This is a genomic window from Scandinavium sp. UTDF21-P1B, from assembly GCF_040750395.1.
GTDB lineage: Bacteria > Pseudomonadota > Gammaproteobacteria > Enterobacterales > Enterobacteriaceae > Scandinavium.
The window spans coordinates 38,015-57,680 of the sequence record NZ_JBFLVD010000008.1 but is presented as its reverse complement, the minus strand read 5'-3'; the positions used below and the strand labels follow the sequence as shown (position 1 = coordinate 57,680).

The following is a 19,666-nucleotide window of genomic DNA, read 5'->3' as shown; positions in this document are numbered from 1 at the left end:
CTCCGGTTTGCGCCTCCCCTTCTGCGAGGAGGCGCTTAAGACAGGTTCAGCTCGTTTTACGGAAGCGGCGCGTCAGGCGTTTTTCGATTTCGACCACGAAGAACATCGCCCCCGCCATCGCCAGAGTGATCCCCCAGTAGCGCAGCGGCAGCGCTTCTGTGCCAAACATCATCTGCATAAACGGCAGATAGATAATGGCCAGCTGGAGCAGAAGCAGAACCCCGGTCACCAGCCAGATACCTTTGTTCAGCAGCAGGCCGCGGTTGAGGGAGAAACGGTTGCTGCTGCGGCAGTTGATCATGTAGACCCACTGCGCCGCCACCAGCATCTGCAACAGCACGGTACGGATAAACTCAGGACTGTGTCCGCGCGGGCCAAGCCACGCTTCCAGCGCGAAGGCGCTCAGCGCAATCATCGAACCGACGAAGGCCACGCGCCAGGCGGCAAAACCGTCCATCACATGCTGGCCCGCTTTACGCGGTGGGCGGTTCATGGCGTTGCGCTCGGCCGCCTCAAAGGCAAGACCAAAGGAGAGCGTCGCGGAGGTGGCCATGTTCAGCCAGAGGATCAGCACCGGCGTCAGCGGGATCACGCTGCCTGCCAGCAGGGCGATGATGATGAGCAGCCCCTGCGCCAGGTTGGTCGGCATGATGAACAGAATGGTTTTCTTCAGGTTGTCGTAGACGCGACGCCCCTCTTTCACCGCGCTGGCGATGGTGGCGAAGTTATCGTCCGTCAGCACCATGTCGGCGGCCTCTTTGGTGACTTCCGTGCCCTTGATACCCATCGCGATGCCGACGTCAGCCTGGCGCAGCGCTGGCGCATCGTTCACGCCATCCCCCGTCATGCCTACGATTTCCCCCTCGCCCTGCAACGCCTTCACCAGACGCAGCTTATGCTCAGGGCTGGTGCGGGCAAAAATGTCGTACCCGACGGCGGCCTTTGCCAGTTCGGCGTCATCCATGTGTTCAAGCTGGTAGCCCGTCATCGCCTGCTGGCTGTTGCTGATCCCCAGCATCTGCCCGATGCTCATCGCCGTTTGCGGGTGATCCCCGGTGATCATCTTCACGCGGATCCCTGCTTTCTGGCAGGCGTGGATCGCGTCAATCGCTTCCGGACGCGGCGGGTCCATCATCCCGGCAATGCCGAGGAACACCAGTCCGTTTTGCAGGTCCGAATGCTCAAGCGTCGTGCTTCCTGGCCGGGCTGGCATGCTCGCGGCAGCCACCATGCGCAGACCCTGACGGGCAAAGCGCTCTATCTCCCTCTCCCAGTATTCACGCTCAAAGGCCGCTTCGCCCTGCTTCGTCTGCTGGGTCTGGCACAGCGCAAAGAGCACATCCGGCGCGCCGGTGACCAGCACGCGCTCATCGTTACCGATGCGGTGGTGCGTCGCCATGTATTTATACTGTGAATCAAACGGAATCTTCGCAATCAGCTGTGCGTCAACGTCAGCCATCTGTGCTTTCGCCGCGAGCACCTTCAGCGCCCCTTCGGTCGGGCCGCCGGTGATGCCCCACAGGCCATTGTCCTGCTTCACCAGTTGGCTGTCGTTGCACAGATCGATGGTGCGCAGATATTGCTCCAGCAGGGTTCCGGGCTGGATGAGCACCGCTTCGTTGCTACCCTCAAGGTAGATGTTACCGGTTGGCGCGTAGCTGTCACCGTCCACGGAGTAGCAGCAGTCGGCGGTGATGATGGCTTTCACCGTCATTTCGTTCATCGTCAGGGTGCCGGTTTTATCCGAGCACACCACGGTCATTGCACCAAGGGTTTCTACCGTCGGCAGTTTGCGCACGATGGCCCGCTTGCGCGCCATCGCCTGTACGCCGAGCGAAAGAATAATGGAGATGATGGCCGGTAACCCTTCCGGCACGGCGGCGACGGCGAGGCTAATCAGCGACAGCAAAAGCTCGCTCATCGGCATATCACGCACCGCCAGGCTGAAGACAAACAGCGCCACCATCATCGCCAGAATAATGACGAAAATCGCTTTGCCGAGCTTGTCCATTTGCACCAGCAGCGGCGTACGGGAAGGTTTAATCTCTGCCATCATCTGGTTGATGTGGCCCAGCTCCGTTTGCTGGCCCGTTGCCGTGACTACGCCGCGCCCGCCTCCGCCGCTGACCGTCGTGCCGGAGAAAAGCATGTTAGTACGATCGCCCAGCGGCAGTTCGCCGCTCAGCACCTGCGTATGTTTGTCCACCACGGTGGATTCGCCGGTCAGAATCGCTTCTTCTACCCGCAGATTGTGGGCTTCCAGCACGCGCATATCCGCCGGAATGCGGTCGCCCGCACGCAGCAGGACAATGTCGCCAGGCACCAGATCGGCAGTGGAGACGGTTTCATGTTTGCCTTCACGCACCACGACCGCATCGCTGGAAAGCATATTGCGGATACTTTGCAGCGACTTCGCCGCGCTGCTCTCCTGAAGGTGGCCGATGAGGGCGTTGATGACGGTGACGCCCAGAATAACCAGGGTATCAATCCAGTGACCCATCGCCGCCGTCAGCGCGCCTGCGGCCAGCAGGACATAAATCAGCACATCATTGAAGTGCGCGAGGAAGCGTAGCCACGCCGGTTTGCCTTTCTGTTCCGGCAGCGAGTTTGGCCCAACGGCGTTCAGTCGCGCCTGCGCCTCTGCGGCCATCAGGCCCTCGTTTTGGCTTTGTTGTTCGCTCAGGACCTGCTCGCAGGTTTGCTGATAAGCGTGTTCAGGGCGGCCATCGCCAGATGGCCGGCTTTGCGAGGTATTCATTTTAGTCAAAATACGATTCCTTATAATTTCCCGGAAGCAAATAACCTGAAGTCAATTTCGGGCCGACATTTAAAATGTTTAAATAACGTTTATCTTGCTGTGAAAAAAAATTGATCCAACGCAATAATAAACCCCGAACAATATTCAAAACTGCGTTCATCAATTTATTGATTGATATAATACCGCGACTTTTTAAACCATTATTAAACGAGGTTATCTATGTCAGGAACCTATCCTGCACGCCGCCTGGCGCTATTTATTGCAGCTGCAATCGTGATTGCCACTCTGGTGGGATACAGCACTTATATGTTCGTAAAGCTGCTAACTTAATTATAACGTTAGTTTACATATCAATTTATATTGGCGAATTTAAAACTTTATTTATAGAGAGAGATGAGATTTCATCTTTTTGCCGTGCGAAATATCGCACAAGAGATGAATATTGCGTTACGGAGGAATTTCCCGGACAATGTATTTTTTAACTACCGATTAACATCATAATGAAACATCCGCTCGACCCCCTCATCACCGCTGGCGGCATTTTGCTGATGGCCTTTCTCTCCTGCCTGCTGCTGCCCGCCCCTTCCCTGGGGCTGACGGTGGCGCAAAAGCTGGTCAGCGTGTTCCACCTGATGGATCTGAGCCAGCTCTACACCATTCTGTTCTGCATCTGGTTTTTGCTGCTCGGTGCCATCGAGTTTTTCGTCCTGCGCTTTATCTGGCGTCGCTGGTTCTCACTGGCGAACTAAGCCTGCGAAATCACGCATCCCGTCCACCAGCGCTTCACACCATGCTGCATAGTCGTGCCCGCTGGCGTAAGGGTGGAAGCTGACGCGATAGCCTTTGTCGCGCAGCACCTGTTCAAACTCAAGAGTGTTAGAGTAATTGCCGCCGCCGGGGCCGCTGGTTTCGAACGTGCCCGCCTGCAGCCAGAAGCGAATCGGATAGCGCGGAGACTGCTGATACTGGTGCGTCAGCCAGTCGGAAGCTTCACCTTTCGGCGCCCACCAGTAAGAGCCGGACAGGCTCAACACGTTGCCAAACAGGCGCGGGTAGCGCAGCGCCACCCACGATGCCGCCAGGCCACCATAGCTCGACCCCGCCAGCACCGTTTTCTGCCGCTGCAGGTTAAGCCCCTGACGGTGCAGCCACGGCAGCAGTTCGTGTGCCATAAAATCGGCAAAGCTCGGATTTGGGGGCAGCTCAGCACTGCGCCGGGTGTGATCGAGCGTATCGATGAATACCACGTTCACCGGCGGCAGCACGTGACGGGCAATAAGATCGTCGAGCACGTTGGCAAAGTGATAATCATCCTGATACTGCCTGCCGTCGAACAGCAGCAGCGTCCAGCGTGCGGGCTGCGGCAGTCGCGGGCGATAGATTTTTATCTCGCGGGTATTGCCGAGAAAATCGCTGTCGAACGCATGGCGGGTCAACTGACCATACTGAATGGGCTTTTTCATCCTGGCCAGCGTGCAGTAACGGGCAGGGTTGAGCGCCAGCAGCGAATGGCGGTTCCAGCGATCGCCGTCCGGCTGGAGCGTGTTGGGGTTCAGGGGATCGGCCTGGGCGCTGACCAACAGAGCCCGGCGCTGTTGGTGAGGATCGGTACCGATGTGCGGTACGTCAGGCGCGAGCTTGTACTGCATCAGGGTATCGACGGGCACGACGTAGCTGCGAAACCAGACGTCAGAATCATTCAGGCGGAACAGCGGATCGTGCTCACCTGCAGGCGAGCCGAGCAAAAATACGTTTTGCCGTGCCCCGCGCCAGAGAAACGTCACGCGCTTGTGCTGCGCATCCACGGGTTCAATCATTGGCGTGCCTTCAAGTTGGCGTTTTTGCCAGAAGGCTTCCGTGTTGCCGCCAGCGGCAAGCGAGACCGCCAGCTGATGAAGCGTGGGGCTTGCCGGATCCGGGCTGGTTGCCAACGCCTGCGCCTCAGTTTCCTTCATACGCCACTGAAAATGCCAGCGTGCCCCCTCATTACCGTTCAGCACCAGCGTCGAGGGTTGATGAACCGGCAGTGAAAACAGCAGCGTCTGAGTACCGTCCGCCGGACCGCCCTCAATCAGCGTGCGAATACGGCGGTTGTCCCGGTCGAGCAGACGGGCGTCTGTCACGCCGACCAGCGTTGCCTGAACGTAGTTTTCCCCCAGCTCCGGCAGGGCAAAACAGACCTCACCGCTGGCGTCAAATCTGCCCTTTTGCTCTCCCTGAAGAGAAGAGGATTCGCAGGCCGCCGCTGGCAGCGCGCTTAACCCAATCAGTAAACCACTCCACGCCATCTTCATTACGTTAACGTTCCTGTTGTGAGAGAGCAACACGCTAATGCAAATGGGAATGGTTTGCAATATCACTTGAGTATTCCAGGAAGCAGGCGTAAAAAAGCCCGCTTACGCAGGCTCTGTTTTTATACGCTAGTGCGCACGACTTTGATTTTCTTTGCGCCAGGCACCGGGCGGCTGTTTGAAGGTGCGGGTGAAGACTCGAGTGAAGGTCTGCTGTGAGTCAAAACCGTACTTCAGGCAGATATCGTATACCTTCTGATCGGTATCCCGTAAATCTTCTGCCGCGAGCTTAAGCTTGCGCCCGCGGATATAGCGTCCAAGGCTTTCCCCCTTTTGCTGTAGAAACAGGCGCTGCAAATGCCATTTCGAATATCCCGCATGACGGGCAATGTCGTCGATGCGCAGCGGCTGGTGCAAATTGTCGTCAATCCACTCGACGATGGTGTCAATAACCTGAGCGGAAATCGTCATACCTTCCTCCCCTCTTGTGAAACTGCGCGGTGGTTATTCCCACCAGGCACGGAATTGTTGATCGCGATTGGCGACCCACACCGGCTCACCCTGAACCGGCGTTAACAGACGATAATTTTTCCCGGCGCTCGCCTGTGCCAGCCGTTTATACGGATCGTCCCAGGTGTGTTTGGCCAGCACGAAACGCCCGGCGTGGCCCGGCAGTACGGCGCGAGCGTTCAGGTCCACGGCGGCCTGTGCCGTTTCATCCGGCAGCATATGAATGTACTTCCAGTCCTGGTCATACTGGCCGTTCTCCATGATCGCCAAATCCACATGGCCGAACTGCTCGCCGATGGCCTTAAAGTGCGGGCCATAGCCGCTGTCGCCGCTGTAATAGATATTTTGCTCTGGCGTGACGAACATAAAGCTGCCCCACAGCGTCTGGTTGCGTTTCAGGCCACGGCCGGAGAAGTGGCGAGCGGGCAGCACGTGTACCACCAGCTCATCACTTATCTTGACCTGCTGGTTCCAGTCGGCTTCGGTAATGATGGCGCTGTCCATGCCCCAGTAGCGCAGGTGCGACCCGACGCCAAGCGGAGTGACCACGCGTTTGATCTTCGGCATCAGGCCTTTGATCGTCGCGTAATCCAGATGATCGTAATGGTCGTGAGAGATAATCAGCAGGTCGATCTCGGGCATGTTTTCAGCACGCCATGGATACTCGCCTTCAAACGCCTTATTGATGAAGGAGAACGGCGCGGCATAGCTGCTGAAGACCGGGTCGATCAGAATACGTTTCCCGGCAAGCTGTAAGTACCAGGATGAATGACCGAGCCAGATCATGACCTCCTGCTGAAGCGGCAGGCTGGCGAGATCGGTTTTAACCATCGGCAACGGCCGCTCCGGACGCGCGTTTGGGCGCTTTTCGGTTAAAAACTCCCAGATAGCGCGCGGCATGCTTTTCTGCCCGGACCAGCTCGGCGTCGGCTGCTGGTTATGAAACTGCCCGTCGCGATAGTGCGCGGAACCTTCCACGGCGTTTAGCTGTTCGCCCTGCGGCGCTTTGCCAAAACCGGCATTCAACACGAACGGTAAACTTGCTGCACTGGCAATTAACATGATGATGACCACACTTAGAAGAAGACGCTGCATATCCGAACCGAAGAACCGCTCCATCCTGGAGAACGTACTTAGGAGAAAACTTGCTTATGAGTGAGTAAGCACTCATTATAGAAAGCGAGCGAAAGTCGTCAAGGCGATTTTCAATTTTTGACGTTCAACGTTGAAGTACTTCAGGGAGCGTGTTTCAATCGGTGTTTTTTATCGTCGGAGAGGTAAAGTGTAGTGGCTCGTCCTAAAAGTGAAGATAAAAAGCAGGCCTTACTGGAAGCCGCAACATCGGCTATTGCCCAGCAGGGTATAGCGGCCTCAACGGCCCTGATCGCCCGTAACGCGGGCGTTGCTGAAGGAACGCTGTTTCGCTACTTTGCCACGAAAGACGATCTGCTCAACGCGCTTTATCTGCACTTGAAGAGTTCGTTGTGTGAAACCATGCTGGCGGGCATTACGGATGCCGTTACGCCGAAAGAGCTCACACGCTGCATCTGGAACAGCTACATCTCCTGGGGCGTGCGTAACCCGATCGGCCACAAAGCCATTCGCCGCATGGCCGTGAGCGAGAAAATCACCGCCGACACCAAACAGCAGGTCACGGACATGTTCCCTGAGCTGCATAAACTCTGCCAACGCTCGGTGCGCAGCGTGTTTCTTTCCTCCGAGTTTCAGGCGTTTGGCGATGCGCTGTTTTTATCGCTTGCCGAAACGACCATCGAATTTGCCAGCCACGAGCCGGAGCGCGCCAGCGACTTAACCGCACTCGGGTTTGAAGCCATGTGGCTGGCCCTGGCCGAGGAAAATCCCGCATGAACGGCGAGGCATTAGCCAAACACGCTCATCAGTTCGCCCTTGAGCTTCCCTTCACCGAACCCTCCTGGCCGTTCGGGCCGGGGTGTGACGTTTATCTGGTCGGCGGGAAAATGTTTATGCTTGCCATGACGCTACGCGGGCAACCGATTATCAATCTCAAAGCCAAACCGGATAACGTGCTGCTGCATCAGGAGATTTATAAAAGTATCGGGCCGGGCTATCACATGAATAAAAAACACTGGATAACCGTTTACGGCGGCGATGATATCAGCCCGGAGCTGATCGAAGGGTTAATCACCGACTCCTGGCACTGCGTGGTGGATAAGCTGCCAAAACGTCAGCAGAAGATGATGCGGCCCGCCTGATTTATAGCTAAAAACAACAAGTGTTTTCGCACTATTCTCTCTTATCAAACGCCCGCTCTCCCTGTACTCTCCTCCCATCAATCTGCCCTAAGGGGCTGTTATCTCTTGAGGAGTTATCATGGACATCATTTCCATCGCTTTAAAACGCCACTCTACCAAGGCTTTTGACCCCGGCTTTAAGCTGACCGCTGAGCAGGCCGAAAATCTGAAAACCCTGCTGCAGTTCAGCCCATCCAGCACTAACTCGCAGCCATGGCACTTCATCGTGGCAAGCACCGAAGAAGGGAAAGCCCGCGTGGCGAAATCCGCCGCGGGCGGCTTCGTCTTCAACGAACGCAAAATGCTGGATGCCTCCCACGTCGTGGTGTTCTGCGCCAAAACGGCGATGGACGATGCCTGGCTGGAAAAAGTCGTCGATCAGGAAGAGGCCGATGGCCGCTTTGCTACGCCGGAAGCCAAAGCAGGCAACCATAAAGGCCGCACGTTCTTTGCTGACCTGCATCGTAAAGAGCTGAAAGATGACGCGCACTGGATGCAGAAGCAGGTTTACCTGAACGTGGGTAACTTCCTGCTGGGCGTAGCCGCAATGGGCCTCGACGCGGTGCCAGTCGAAGGGTTTGATGCCGCGGTGATGGATAAAGAGTTCGGCCTGACCGAAAAAGGCTTTACCAGCGTTGTGGTAGTTCCGGTTGGCCGTCACAGCGTGGAGGATTTTAACGCCAAACTGCCGAAATCCCGCCTGCCGCAAAGCACTACGATCACCGAGATTTAACGGATTTGCCCGGCGGTGCTGCATTTGCCGGGCCTGGATAACAGGTTACCAGGAAGCCCCCTCGGGCAGTGTTAATAAAGCTGAATGGTCGGCGATTCCACGCCGCAGGCCAGCGCGTAGCGCGTGAGGGTATCGAGGCTGGCACGCGTCACGTTGGCCTCCATTAGCGCATCGGGCAATCCATAGCAGAACGGAAGTGCAAAACGGGAAGCGTGCTCGAGAAAAAACCAGTGAAGCTGATGGACTACTTATTTTCCTGCCCGCCCGCATGCCAGATTTTTTCAGCATATTTGCCAAGGGCCGCCAGAGAAACGGCGAGGATCAGGAAGAACACCACTTTATGCATGCCGTCCCAGAAGTATTCGAAGAAGCGGGTGTAGAGGTTGAGGGCGAGGAACGTCAGGCCGAAGCCGCGCAGCATGCCGTCGTCGGTTTTCAGGCTGATATACACGCAAACGCCAGCGGCGACGGCAAATAACAACGCCCACGGCAGCAGCTCCGCATGGGTTGAGCTGTACCAGCTGTCGGCATCATAGTTGCCGAAAATCGACATGATCCACAGCGCGATAAACAGATACGTCAGCCCCATCGCTTTGCTGACGGTAAACAGATTACGCCCCCGCAGAATACGGCCCAGCAGCAGACAAGCCGTCAGCAGAACGCCGCCGAACAGCACAAAGCGAATCGGGAAGTTCATCCCCAGCCAGTAAGCGCCCCAGCCGGACATATAGCCCGTTTCCGCGCCAAACCAGTTGCCCAGCGCGAGCAGGAAAAACAGCCAGACCAGCGACGAACGGCCGAGCCACCCCACCACGCCGTAAATAGCGCAGCCCACCAGAAACAGCGGTGCAATGTGGCCGCTGCCGTCATCGAGCCTTTCCCCCAGCTGCCAGAGCATCAGCGCGGTAAAGACCACGCCGAGAAACAGAATGGCTTCGGTGCTGTAGTGCCATTGGCTCTCGCGTCGCTGGCGCCGGAAGCCCCACAGGTAGCAGAGCGCGCCCAGCAGCAGCGGCACGCCAATGCGCAGCAGGCCAGAATGTGAAAACAGTGAGTAAAGTACCGCCATCAGATAGCTGTCGGCAAACAGGCTGCCCAACGCGATGAGCACACAGGCCAGCGCCGTCCAGAAGGCATAGCGGCTGAGGCGTTTCCAGTCGAAAAGCTGTGGCTTAAGGGTAGCCGCAAGCCGCGCCTCTTCGTCCGGGCTTAGTGCGCCCGTTTGCTGCCAGTCGGCCAGCGCCCGGCGAATAATGCGTTCCTGTTTACGGGGGACGTTCATCTCTTTCCCTGAAAGTAAGCGGGCGATTAACCCTGTTTATCGAGCCACGCCAGCGCCTGCTCCCCGGCTTCATCAACCGGGAGATAGACCAGCAATCGTGATCCATTACGCGGGGCGGAATACCAGTACATTTGTTGCAGATTGAACATCCCTAACTGCGGATGATTGAACATTTTGATCTGATTCTCCACGCCGCGCACGTCGTATCGCTGACGCCAAAGCGATTCAAATTCAGCAGAAGCGGCAAAGAAACGTGCAAGCTTGTTCTCCCACTCCGGTTCACCGCGATGCTCCGCCATGGCCGCCCGAAAATAGGAAACAAACGTTGGCAGGACGTCAGGATTCGCAATCCTTGTCCGCCAGGCATCGTTGGTCAGATAAAGATAGATGCAGTTGCGATCTTCGTCCGGGATTGAGGCGAAATCGACGCCCATCAGGCGGCAGAAGCTCTCATTCCAGGCGACGATATCAAAACTGGGTTTCTGAATGCTGGCAGGCTGCGGCATCAGGCTGTCGAGCATTCTGCGCGTTCCGGCGCTGATGCCTTCGCACTGCGGTGCCTGCAGGGATTCCAGCGGCGGCAGCCCGGCCAGCACAAACAGATGTCGGGTTTCCAGCGCGCTGCACTGCAAGGCCTGGGCAATCGCCTGCATCACCAGCGTCGAAGGGTTCACCTCCCTGCCCTGCTCCAGCCACGTGTACCAGGTGACGCCTACGTCTGCCAGCATCGCGACTTCTTCACGACGCAGGCCGGGTGTGCGCCTTCTGCCGCTGCGCGGAAGCCCAAGCCGCTGCGGGTCAAGGCTTTCCCGCCGCGCACGTAAAAAGGCGCCAAGCTGTTTTCGGTTATCATCGTGCCGTGCGGGTGCGGCCTCAACGGGGACGATCAGCGACATGTTACCTCCAGCAGGGTAGTGTCAGTACCAGTATAAGCAGGAACTGGTACCCGTTTATTCATTCAGCGATGCTACGTCCGATCCCTGAATGACGCAATGGAGAACACCATGAATACGTCTGCTGTTTCACCCGGTCGTGCCGGTCTGCTGTTGCTGTTGACCGGGCAGATGCTGCCGCTTATCGACACCTCTATCACCAACGTTGCGCTGGATTCGATTACCCGCTCGCTGCACACCAGCCCGACGCAGCTGGAGCTTATCGTCGCCCTCTACGGCGTTGCTTTTGCGGTGTGCCTCGCCATGGGCAGTAAACTCGGCGACAACTACGGACGGCGGCGGCTGTTTATGTGGGGCGTAGCGCTGTTCGGCGTGGCCTCGCTGCTGTGCGGCATGGCCGGGTCGATTCACTCGCTGCTGGCAGCCCGAACGCTGCAAGGCGCAGGCGCGGCGCTTATCGTGCCGCAAATTCTGGCAACGCTGCACGTCACGCTGAAAGGCAGCGCGCATGCCCGGGCCATCAGCCTGTACGGCGGCATTGGCGGTATCGCCTTTATTGTCGGACAGATGGGCGGCGGCTGGTATCGGCCGATTTCGCCGGGCTTGGCTGGCGGAACGCCTTTTTCATTAACGTGCCGATTTGCCTTATCGTGCTGGCCTTAAGCCAGCGTTACGTACCTGAAACCCGCAGCGAAACGCCTTCAGGTATCGACTGGCCGGGCACGCTGTATCTCGCCGCGATCCTCTGCTGCCTGCTGTTTCCAATGGCGCTGGGCATGGAGCTGCACTGGCCGTGGGCGCTGAAGCTCATGCTGCTGGCGCTCATCCCGTTGATGTGGCTGATGCGCAGCAGTGCGCTGGCGAAAGAAGCCCGCGGGCAAACGCCGCTGCTGCCGCCACGGTTGCTGAAATTGCCGAGCATCCGCTTTGGTATTCTGATCGCGCTGCTGTTTTTCAGCGCCTGGTCCGGCTTTATGTTCTGCATGGCGCTGACCATGCAGTCGGGTCTCGGCATGGCACCGTGGCAGTCGGGCAACAGCTTTATCGCGCTGGGTATCGCCTATTTCGTCTCGGCGCTGTACGCCCCGAAGCTGATCGCACGCTACAGCATGGGCCGTATCCTGCTCACCGGTCTGACCGTACAAATCAGCGGCCTGGTGCTGCTGATGCTCACCTTCTGGCATTTCGGCATGCGCACCCATGCCCTGACGCTGGCCCCGGCGACTGCGCTGGTTGGCTATGGTCAGGCGCTGATCGTCAACAGCTTCTACCGGATTGGCATGCGCGATATTCAGCCAGGGGATGCGGGCGCGGGGAGCGCCATCCTCAGCACCCTGCAACAATCGACGCTGGGCCTTGGCCCTGCGGTACTTGGCAGCGCGTTTCTGGCGCTGGCATCACAGGGAGATTACACCCTCGCTATCGTCGGCTTTCTGGCGCTTGAAGTCGTGCTGATGCTGGCCCTTGGGGCACTGGCGCTGGGCTACCGCCGCCATTTAACCCGTTGCCCAATGCTCACATCATAATCGACGTCGATTTGCATCTTATTCTCTCAGCGGTCATCATGACCGCTGATAAAGAGGAGAAGTTATGCAGGAAATTATTATTGCCCTGAAAAAATGGGGCCTTGAAATAAACCACACCACATCGCTGATGATCGTTTTTGCCATTATCTTTCTGACCGCCATTATCCTGCACGTGATATTACACAGGATAGTACTGCGCACCTTCGAAAAACGCGCACAGGCGAGTCAACATTTCTGGCTGCAAATCATCACCCAGAATAAGTTATTTCATCGGATCGCCTTTACGATTCAGGGGATAGTCGTTCAGGTTCAGGCTGCACTCTGGCTGCAAAAAGGCAGCGACGCTGCAACTATTCTGATGACCTGCGCCCAGCTGTGGGTGATGCTTTATTCCCTGCTGGCGTTTTTCTCGCTGCTCGACGTCTTGCTCAACCTGTCGCAGAAATTCACTTTTTCATCGCAGCTGCCGCTTAAGGGCATATTTCAGGGGATCAAGCTGGTCAGCGCTATTCTGGTCGGCATTCTGATTATTTCGCTGCTTCTGGGGCAGTCTCCGGCGATTCTAATCAGCGGCCTGGGCGCCATGGCGGCGGTCTTAATGCTGGTCTTTAAGGATCCGATCCTCGGGTTAGTCGCCGGTATACAGCTCTCCGCCAACGACATGCTGCGCCTTGGCGACTGGCTGGAAATGCCAAAATACGGTGCGGACGGCGCGGTGACGGACATTGGCCTGACCACCGTTAAAGTGCGTAACTGGGATAACACCATTACCACCATTCCGACCTGGTCGCTGGTGTCTGATTCATTCAAAAACTGGAGCGGTATGTCGGCCTCCGGCGGGCGTCGCATTAAGCGCAGCATTAATATCGATACCACCAGCATTCATTTTCTCGACGAGCAGGAACAGCAGCGCCTTATTCAGGCGAAGCTGCTGAAGCCGTATATGGACAGCCGTCATGAGGAAATTAGTCAGTGGAACGAAGAGCACGGCAGCGACGAGTCGATTCTTAATCGGCGTAAAATGACCAACGTCGGTACCTTCCGCGTTTATCTGAATGAATATCTGCGCAATCATCCGAGAATTCGCAAAGATATGACCTTAATGGTGCGTCAACTGGCACCCGATGCCAACGGTTTGCCGCTGGAGATATATGCCTTTACCAACACCGTAGTGTGGGCAGAATATGAAGGGATTCAGTCCGATATTTTCGACCATATTTTCGCGGTGGTGGAAGAGTTTGGTTTACGCATTCACCAGACGCCGACCGGGAATGATATTCGGTCCCTTTCTGGCGTCACCGTGTAATAAAGAAATCCCGCCAGATGGCGGGATTTCTTTATCAGGCGATCAGGCGCGTTTTCTTAATACCTTAAACGCCACAAACAGGAATACCACCCACGCCGGCAGCAAAATAGCCGACAGGCGCATATCGTCCATCATCAGCATCAGGCCGAAAATCATCAGTAAAAAGGCGATGCACAGATAGTTGCTGGCGGGTGCCCACAGCGCACGGAAGGTCGGCTCACGCCCTTTTCTCCGCTGCGCGTTGCGGAATTTCAGGTGCGCCAGACAAATCATAATCCAGTTCAGCAGCAGCGTGGCCACCACCAGCGCCATCAGCAGGCCGAAGGCTTCGTGCGGCAGCAGGTAGTTCACCAGCACCACCAGCGAGGTGATGGCTCCGGACAGCAGCAATGAATTCACCGGCACGCCGCGATGGTTAACGCGGGTGAGGAACTTCGGCGCATTGCCCTGAACGGAGAGGCCAAAGAGCATCCGGCTGTTGGAATAGACGCCGCTGTTATACACCGAGAGTGACGCCACCAGGATGACAAAATTCAGCGCAGATGCCACCACGTTACTGTCAAGATTATGGAAAATCATCACAAACGGGCTACTGTCAGATTTAATGTTCACCCACGGGTAGAGCGCCAGCAGCACCACCAGCGAGCCGATGTAGAACAGCAGAATGCGGTACACCACCTGATTCACCGCTTTCGGGATGGTGATTTCCGGGTCGCGAGCCTCTGCAGCGGTGATGCCAATCAGCTCCAGCCCGCCAAAAGAGAACATGATTACCGCCAGCGACAGCACCAGGCCGTGCCATCCGGTGGCAAAAAAGCCGCCATGCTGCCACAGGTTGTCGAAGCTCGCATGCTCCCCGCCGTGGCCGCTGAACAGCATCCACAGGCCAAAGCCGATCATGCCGAGGATCGCCAGCACCTTAATCAGCGCAAACCAGAATTCAGTTTCACCATACAGCCGCACGTTCACCAGATTCACGGCGTTGATGATAATGAAGAACGCTGCCGCCCAGATCCAGGTCGGCACCTCCGGCAGCCAGTACTGCATATAAATCCCGGCAGCGGTCAGCTCGGCCATGCCCACCAGGACAAACATCACCCAGTAGTTCCAGCCGGAGAGAAAGCCCGCGAACGGCCCCCAGTATTTATAGGCAAAGTGAGCAAATGAGCCAGAAACCGGTTCTTCAACCACCATTTCGCCCAGCTGGCGCATGATCAAAAAGGCGATGATACCGGCGATGGCGTAGCCGAGGATAACAGCAGGCCCGGCCATCTGAATGGCAGGTCCGATACCGAGAAAGAGTCCGGTGCCGATGGCACCGCCGAGGGCAATAAGTTGAATATGGCGGTTTTGCAGACCGCGCTGAAGCGTCGGTTGTGATTCTGACGCCGCATCCGCTGGCGGATTACCGGATGCCGATGACGCGTTTTTCACGTCGTTCCCCTGTCGCATTTTTCAGAAGGGGCACCTTTTAACACTTCATCCACGATGTCGCAAGTTCCGCCCCGGCGAGTCATCCCGCCGGGACGAGGGTCACATCAGAAATCGTAGCTCATCGTCACCTTCACGGTGCGCGGTTCGCCCTGGAAGATGTAGGTGCCGTAGCTCTCCACACCGGACCAGTATTTCTCATTAGTGACGTTATCCACGCCCACACGCCAGACCATGTCGTTCTGGTCAGCGTTGACGCGCATACGGTAGCGCACGCCAAGATCGAGCGTAGTGTAGCTGTCGAGCTTTTTAGTGTTTGCCGCGTCTGCATACTGTGAACCTGTATAATTCACTTTGGCCGTTGCGGTCAGGCCTTCAATCGGCTTGATGTCATACTCGCCGCCAAGCACCGCGTAGAAGCGGGAGACGCCAATCGCGTCGTTGCCGTCGTTGGTGCCACCAGCGGTTTTGGTCATCTCCGGATCGAGCCAGGTTGTACTGCCGTTCAGGCGCAGGCCGAGCACCGGTTCACCAAACACGTTCAGCTCAATACCGCGGTTACGCTGCTCACCGTCCAGCACGTATTTGTTGTCGCCGTTCAGCAATGCCGACGGCTTTTTGATTTCGAACAGCGCAAGCGATCCGCCCACGCGCTCGTAGTCCATCTTCACGCCCACTTCATTCTGCTTCGAATGCAGGATCCCCATGCTTTCGCCGTAGTTCGCCGCGCCTTTCGGCGCGTTATCGCCCGGCTGCAGCGCTTCGGTGTGGTTGGCATAAAGTGAAATCTCTTTCCACGGCTTGTAGACGATGCCGTAAGTTGGCGTCCAGCGGCTTTCGGTGTAGCGGGAAGAGGTATCTTCGAGGCCCGTAACATTGCTGTAGTTGCGCACCACCACTTTCTGATGACGTGCAGCGCCCGTCAGCAGCACCTGGTCGTCGAAGAAGCCCAGCGTGTCGCTCAGCAGCCAACCTTGCGTGCGGCTGCGGGCGGTCGTCAGCGGGTCGTAGTAGTCTCCGCCGAAATAGGCGTTGTCCGGTTTGGCAACATCGTGGTTATCGTAAATGTTGGTGGTCGGGTTGTTGGCCGACATGCGCCACGCGGTTTTATCCGTTTTGATCTGCGCGGAATAGCCAACGTTCACCTGGTGCGATACCGGGCCTGTGTCGAAGTTACCGCGCAGGCCGCCCATGCCGCTCCACGCATCGATAATGCGGTTGGTATCGAGGCGCCCGACGGTGGCGTCACCGCTTTCGTCAATCAGCTTCGGCGCCGAGTAGCTGCCGATTTCATGGGAGTGCTGCCCACCGAACGCCGCGTAGGTCGTCCAGCTGCTGGTCAAATCGTATTCGGCCTTCGCCATGCCGAACTCGCTTTCAATGTCGCTGTAGCCCCACTTCTGGCTGTAGTTTTTCGTTGTGTCCGGCACCTCGGGAATGAAGTTCACGCCGGTGATGTTGAGCCCCATCTCGCCGCCGTGGAAGGTTTTCTTCTGATAGCCTAAATCGAGTGAAGTACGCAGGCGATCTCCACGGTAATCCAGCCCCAGAGAAGCCAGCGTTGTGCGGCGCTTATCGGCATCGATCGCCGTTTCACCTTCGCGATGCACGAGGTTCACGCGCGCGCCGAACTGGTTGCTGTCGCCAAAGCGACGGCCCACGTCAACCGTGCCGCCGACCTGAGAATCGGAAGTGTAATCCACGCCGACGCTGGCGTTTGGCGCATCTTCCGCACGTTTCGGCTCAAGGTTGATCATCCCACCGACGCCGCTGCCCGCCGCGCCGTTCATCAGTCCGTTCGCGCCCTTGAAGATTTCCACGCGCTCAAGCATCTGGGTGTCCATCACCTGACGCGGCACCACGCCCGGCAGGCCGCCCATCGTCATATCATCGCCGTCGAGTTCAAAGCCGCGAATTTTGTAGGTTTCCGCAAAGTTGCCGTAGCCCTGCACGGACTGCACGCTGGCATCGTTGCTGACCACGTCAGCGATGGTTTTCGCCTGCTGATCTTTTACCAGCTTCGAGGTATAGCCGATAACGTTGAACGGGACGTCCATGGCGTTCTGCTCACCGAGCATCCCCATTCGTCCGCCGTGGGCAACCTGTCCGTCGAGGAACGCAGGCACCAGATCGTTGCCGCCTGCTTTAAAATCGCTGCCTTCGGTGGCCTGAACCACCATGGTTTCTTCGCCTTTTTTCGGGCCAGGGGTTGAGGTGTCCGCCGCAAGAGCGGAGTGTGAAACCGCGCCAATGGCAAGCGCGAGCAGCGTTTTACGAAACGCCGTAAAGTTGGTGTTGTGCATAATTGACTTTTAACGAGGCTAAGTGAAACAAAATGGCCCGTTGCCGGGCCGGTTTTTTTAGTGATTCAGCGCGATGCGCACGACGCGATCGGGCCCATCGGTCGAGTGATCTTTATTGAAGGCCTGCTTGACGGTGACATACAGCGTCTGACCATCGGCGGAGAGGAGCAGGCTGTTTGGATTCGGCTTCAGATCCCAACTCTTTTTCACCGCATAAGAGGTGGCATCGAGGCTCAGCACTTTGCCAGATTCGCGCTGTGACACGTACAGTTCGTGACGGTTAAACACCACCCCAAGCGAATCACCGATATCCAGCTGCTTAATTACCTTGCCGCTATGGATATCCAGCACCAGCGTCGTTTTGGCTTTTGAGTTGTCGGTAACGAACAGGCGGCCGGTGTCGCTGTCTTCGGCGATGTTCAGCAGCAGCGCAGGTTTGTCGCCCAGCGGCTTCCAGCGATGCTCAATGCGGTTGTTGCGTGGATTGATGACCAGGATTTCCCCACCGCCGTTAGCCGCATATATGCGTCCGGTACTGGCCGAATAGTGCAGCCCGGTCATCCATTTGCCGGTGTTTTTGATACGGTTTTTTAATTTGAGCGTTTTCGCGTCCACCACCCAAATCACCGCCGGATCGGCCACCGCACCTACATACAGCGTGTCGTTATGCAGCAGCACCTGGCGTGCGCCGTACGGCAGCCCTTTTTCGTTACGCTCCGGGAACAGCAGGCGTGCTTTTACCTTGCCGTCAGCGGTGTTCAGCGCGCTGATGCCGCCGTCCAGCGAGTTAGTGACGTAGACCGTCTGGCCGTCGTCAGAAATCGTCATGCCGAAGTTTTTCAGATCCGTGTGGCTCGCGCCGAGGGTCTTCAGCGTTTTCGGGTCAAGTTTATAGACCACTCCACCCTGCACGTCCTTAAAGCCTTCAGCGCTGGAAACATACAGCGCATCGCCTTTCGGGCTCAGCGCCATTTCGTAAAGGCCATCGGCAAGGTCGCGCTGGGTCAGCTGTTCAGCTTGTGCGGCAGCCTGTAGCTGCGGTGCGTGTTGCGGGGCTTTCGTGCTCTGCGCAGCACAGCCCGCCAGCGCAAAGGCAAGCGCCATCGCGGTGAGTTGACGTTTCATGAAAAGTTCCCTGCAAAAGATAAATAAAAAAGAGAATGAGAACTATACGTATTATCTTTATTTCTTCAAGCATAAACATTCACGGGGAGAATGGATGGAAATCAGGTATTGAGCGGTTTTTAGAATGGAGGTAAGCAGGTGTCGTCTGCAGGTAAGCTGTGCGGCCTGATGCCCTCTCCCCGGCCAACCTGCCACATGGCGAGGGAGGCTGATACAAAAAAAAATCCTCTCGGGAGAGGATTTTTGCTGTTTGCCTTACCGGGCCCGTCGGGCAGGCTGTCAGGCGTTGTGCAACTGCTTCTCCTGCGCCTCCATTAACGCTAAACGCAGGTTGTCGTTGTTGTCACTTAACAGCTCACGCGAGCGCCAAGCGTCGAGCCCGGTCATGATACTCAGGATTGCCGTGCGGCAATGGTTGTTGCCGTTCGCCAGCGCGACTTTCGCCTGCGCGCGCGGGCAGCCGGTCAATTCCATCACGAGGGCAATCTGCCGCTCCTGCCAGCGCGTGGTGTTACCCTGCACGTCAACCCGCAGGTTGCTGTAAACGCGCCCGCTGCGGATCGCTATCCCGGTGGTCAGCATGGTGAGGATCTGTTTTTGCGCCAGCTGCGCTTTCGGGTTGTTATACCCGGCGACAACCTCCGGCCCGGTTGGCGGCACGACGGCGATATCCGCTAACTGAGCAGCTTCGCTGCTGGCATCCTGAGTCACTATTGCCACTCTCGCACCCAACGACCACGCATGGCGCAGCGCGCCCCAGACCCACGGCGTTTTACCGCTGATGCTCAGGCCGATCAGCATGTCGTTGTTGCTAAAGGCAATCGCTTCCAGATCTTTTACCCCGCGATCGTAATCTGCAGCCGCCAGCTCCGAGGTTTGCACCATCGACTGCAGCCCGCCCGCCATCAGCGCCAGCAGCGAGTGCTTATTGTCCGGCGCAAATTCCCCCGCCGCCAGCACGGCCGCACGGCCCGATACGCCTGCACCAGCCAGTATCACGCGGCCACCGCGGCTCAGCGTTGCCGTCGCGTTGTCCACCAGACGGGTTATCTCCGGCAAACAGGCGGCAATGGCATCGGTGACCAGTCGGTCTTCCCTGTTGATCATCGCCAGCATATCGTGGGTCGAAAGCTTGTCGATCCCGGTGGTTTCGGCGTTGCGACGTTCCATCGCAGAACTCATTGGCTTAATGCTCATGACAACCTCCTTGGTTAGCGTCCTTATTCACTATAAGG

The 19,666-nt window shown here is 57.2% G+C and carries 15 protein-coding genes and 2 pseudogenes; 6 read left to right on the top strand and 11 right to left on the bottom strand.

The features are described 5' to 3' along the window. Nucleotides 1-46: 46 nt before the first annotated feature. Entirely contained in the window at nucleotides 47-2,758 is a 2,712-nt protein-coding gene (locus AB1287_RS04195) for a cation-transporting P-type ATPase (protein WP_436799819.1), read from the bottom strand. A gap of 500 nt (nucleotides 2,759-3,258) precedes the next feature. On the opposite strand from AB1287_RS04195, the gene AB1287_RS04190 reads away from it, so the two are divergent. Continuing rightward, nucleotides 3,259-3,507: a DUF1158 domain-containing protein gene (locus AB1287_RS04190; protein ID WP_312624575.1), complete on the top strand. Its 249-nt coding sequence runs from the start codon at nucleotides 3,259-3,261 to the stop codon at nucleotides 3,505-3,507. Here AB1287_RS04190 and AB1287_RS04185 read toward each other — a convergent pair. From AB1287_RS04185 to AB1287_RS04175, 3 genes are all read right to left on the bottom strand, one after another. Beyond that, nucleotides 3,493-5,052 carry an alpha/beta hydrolase-fold protein gene (locus AB1287_RS04185; RefSeq protein WP_435617039.1) on the bottom strand — a complete coding sequence of 520 codons (1,560 nt, stop codon included), beginning with the start codon at nucleotides 5,050-5,052 and terminating at the stop codon, nucleotides 3,493-3,495. The two genes, AB1287_RS04190 and AB1287_RS04185, sit on opposite strands and share 15 nt — an antisense overlap. A gap of 126 nt (nucleotides 5,053-5,178) precedes the next feature. Continuing rightward, nucleotides 5,179-5,520 (bottom strand): RamA family antibiotic efflux transcriptional regulator, encoded by a 342-nt coding sequence (locus AB1287_RS04180; protein WP_312624577.1) that lies wholly within the window; start codon nucleotides 5,518-5,520, stop codon nucleotides 5,179-5,181. Nucleotides 5,521-5,553: 33 nt separating this feature from the next. Then, nucleotides 5,554-6,654, bottom strand: coding sequence for an MBL fold metallo-hydrolase (locus AB1287_RS04175; RefSeq protein ID WP_312624578.1), 1,101 nt, complete (start codon nucleotides 6,652-6,654; stop codon nucleotides 5,554-5,556). A 192-nt stretch (nucleotides 6,655-6,846) separates the two neighbouring features. Here AB1287_RS04175 and AB1287_RS04170 point away from each other — a divergent pair, with 192 nt between their 5' ends. The 3 genes from AB1287_RS04170 to nfsB all read left to right on the top strand — a co-directional run bounded on the left by AB1287_RS04170 (nucleotide 6,847) and on the right by nfsB (nucleotide 8,565). Then, the gene (locus AB1287_RS04170) at nucleotides 6,847-7,428 is read left to right on the top strand and encodes a TetR/AcrR family transcriptional regulator (RefSeq protein WP_312624579.1); all 582 of its coding nucleotides are present in this window, start codon (nucleotides 6,847-6,849) and stop codon (nucleotides 7,426-7,428) included. Beyond that, nucleotides 7,425-7,793 (top strand): MmcQ/YjbR family DNA-binding protein, encoded by a 369-nt coding sequence (locus AB1287_RS04165; RefSeq protein WP_312624581.1) that lies wholly within the window; start codon nucleotides 7,425-7,427, stop codon nucleotides 7,791-7,793. The genes AB1287_RS04170 and AB1287_RS04165 overlap by 4 nt, the downstream gene beginning before the upstream one ends. Before the next feature lie 118 nt (nucleotides 7,794-7,911). After that, nucleotides 7,912-8,565 (top strand): oxygen-insensitive NAD(P)H nitroreductase, encoded by a 654-nt coding sequence (gene nfsB / locus AB1287_RS04160; protein WP_435617038.1) that lies wholly within the window; start codon nucleotides 7,912-7,914, stop codon nucleotides 8,563-8,565. Nucleotides 8,566-8,636: 71 nt separating this feature from the next. Here the strand turns inward: nfsB and AB1287_RS04155 are convergent. From AB1287_RS04155 to AB1287_RS04145, 3 genes and pseudogenes are all read right to left on the bottom strand, one after another. Further along, a pseudogene (locus tag AB1287_RS04155) lies at nucleotides 8,637-8,729 on the bottom strand (helix-turn-helix domain-containing protein); the annotation flags it as partial. Between the two features lie 80 nt (nucleotides 8,730-8,809). Beyond that, nucleotides 8,810-9,847: a DUF2157 domain-containing protein gene (locus tag AB1287_RS04150; RefSeq protein WP_435617037.1), complete on the bottom strand. Its 1,038-nt coding sequence runs from the start codon at nucleotides 9,845-9,847 to the stop codon at nucleotides 8,810-8,812. 26 nt (nucleotides 9,848-9,873) lie between these two features. Next, nucleotides 9,874-10,743 carry a helix-turn-helix transcriptional regulator gene (locus AB1287_RS04145; protein WP_435617036.1) on the bottom strand — a complete coding sequence of 290 codons (870 nt, stop codon included), beginning with the start codon at nucleotides 10,741-10,743 and terminating at the stop codon, nucleotides 9,874-9,876. 108 nt (nucleotides 10,744-10,851) lie between these two features. Between AB1287_RS04145 and AB1287_RS04140 the strand changes: the two are divergent. After that, nucleotides 10,852-12,266: pseudogene (locus AB1287_RS04140) on the top strand (MFS transporter). Between the two features lie 64 nt (nucleotides 12,267-12,330). Further along, a complete protein-coding gene (locus tag AB1287_RS04135) occupies nucleotides 12,331-13,572 on the top strand; it encodes a mechanosensitive ion channel family protein (RefSeq protein WP_435617035.1) in 1,242 nt (413 codons plus the stop codon). A gap of 42 nt (nucleotides 13,573-13,614) precedes the next feature. On the opposite strand, the gene pheP is transcribed toward AB1287_RS04135, so the two are convergent. From pheP to AB1287_RS04115, 4 genes are all read right to left on the bottom strand, one after another. Next, nucleotides 13,615-15,006 (bottom strand): phenylalanine transporter, encoded by a 1,392-nt coding sequence (gene pheP, locus AB1287_RS04130; RefSeq protein WP_435617034.1) that lies wholly within the window; start codon nucleotides 15,004-15,006, stop codon nucleotides 13,615-13,617. A 104-nt stretch (nucleotides 15,007-15,110) separates the two neighbouring features. After that, entirely contained in the window at nucleotides 15,111-17,306 is a 2,196-nt protein-coding gene (locus AB1287_RS04125; protein ID WP_435617033.1) for a TonB-dependent receptor, read from the bottom strand. A 57-nt stretch (nucleotides 17,307-17,363) separates the two neighbouring features. Continuing rightward, a complete protein-coding gene (locus tag AB1287_RS04120) occupies nucleotides 17,364-18,431 on the bottom strand; it encodes a PQQ-binding-like beta-propeller repeat protein (RefSeq protein ID WP_435617032.1) in 1,068 nt (355 codons plus the stop codon). Nucleotides 18,432-18,710: 279 nt separating this feature from the next. Beyond that, entirely contained in the window at nucleotides 18,711-19,628 is a 918-nt protein-coding gene (locus tag AB1287_RS04115; RefSeq protein ID WP_435617031.1) for an N-acetylmuramic acid 6-phosphate etherase, read from the bottom strand. Between the last annotated feature and the right edge of the window lie 38 nt (nucleotides 19,629-19,666).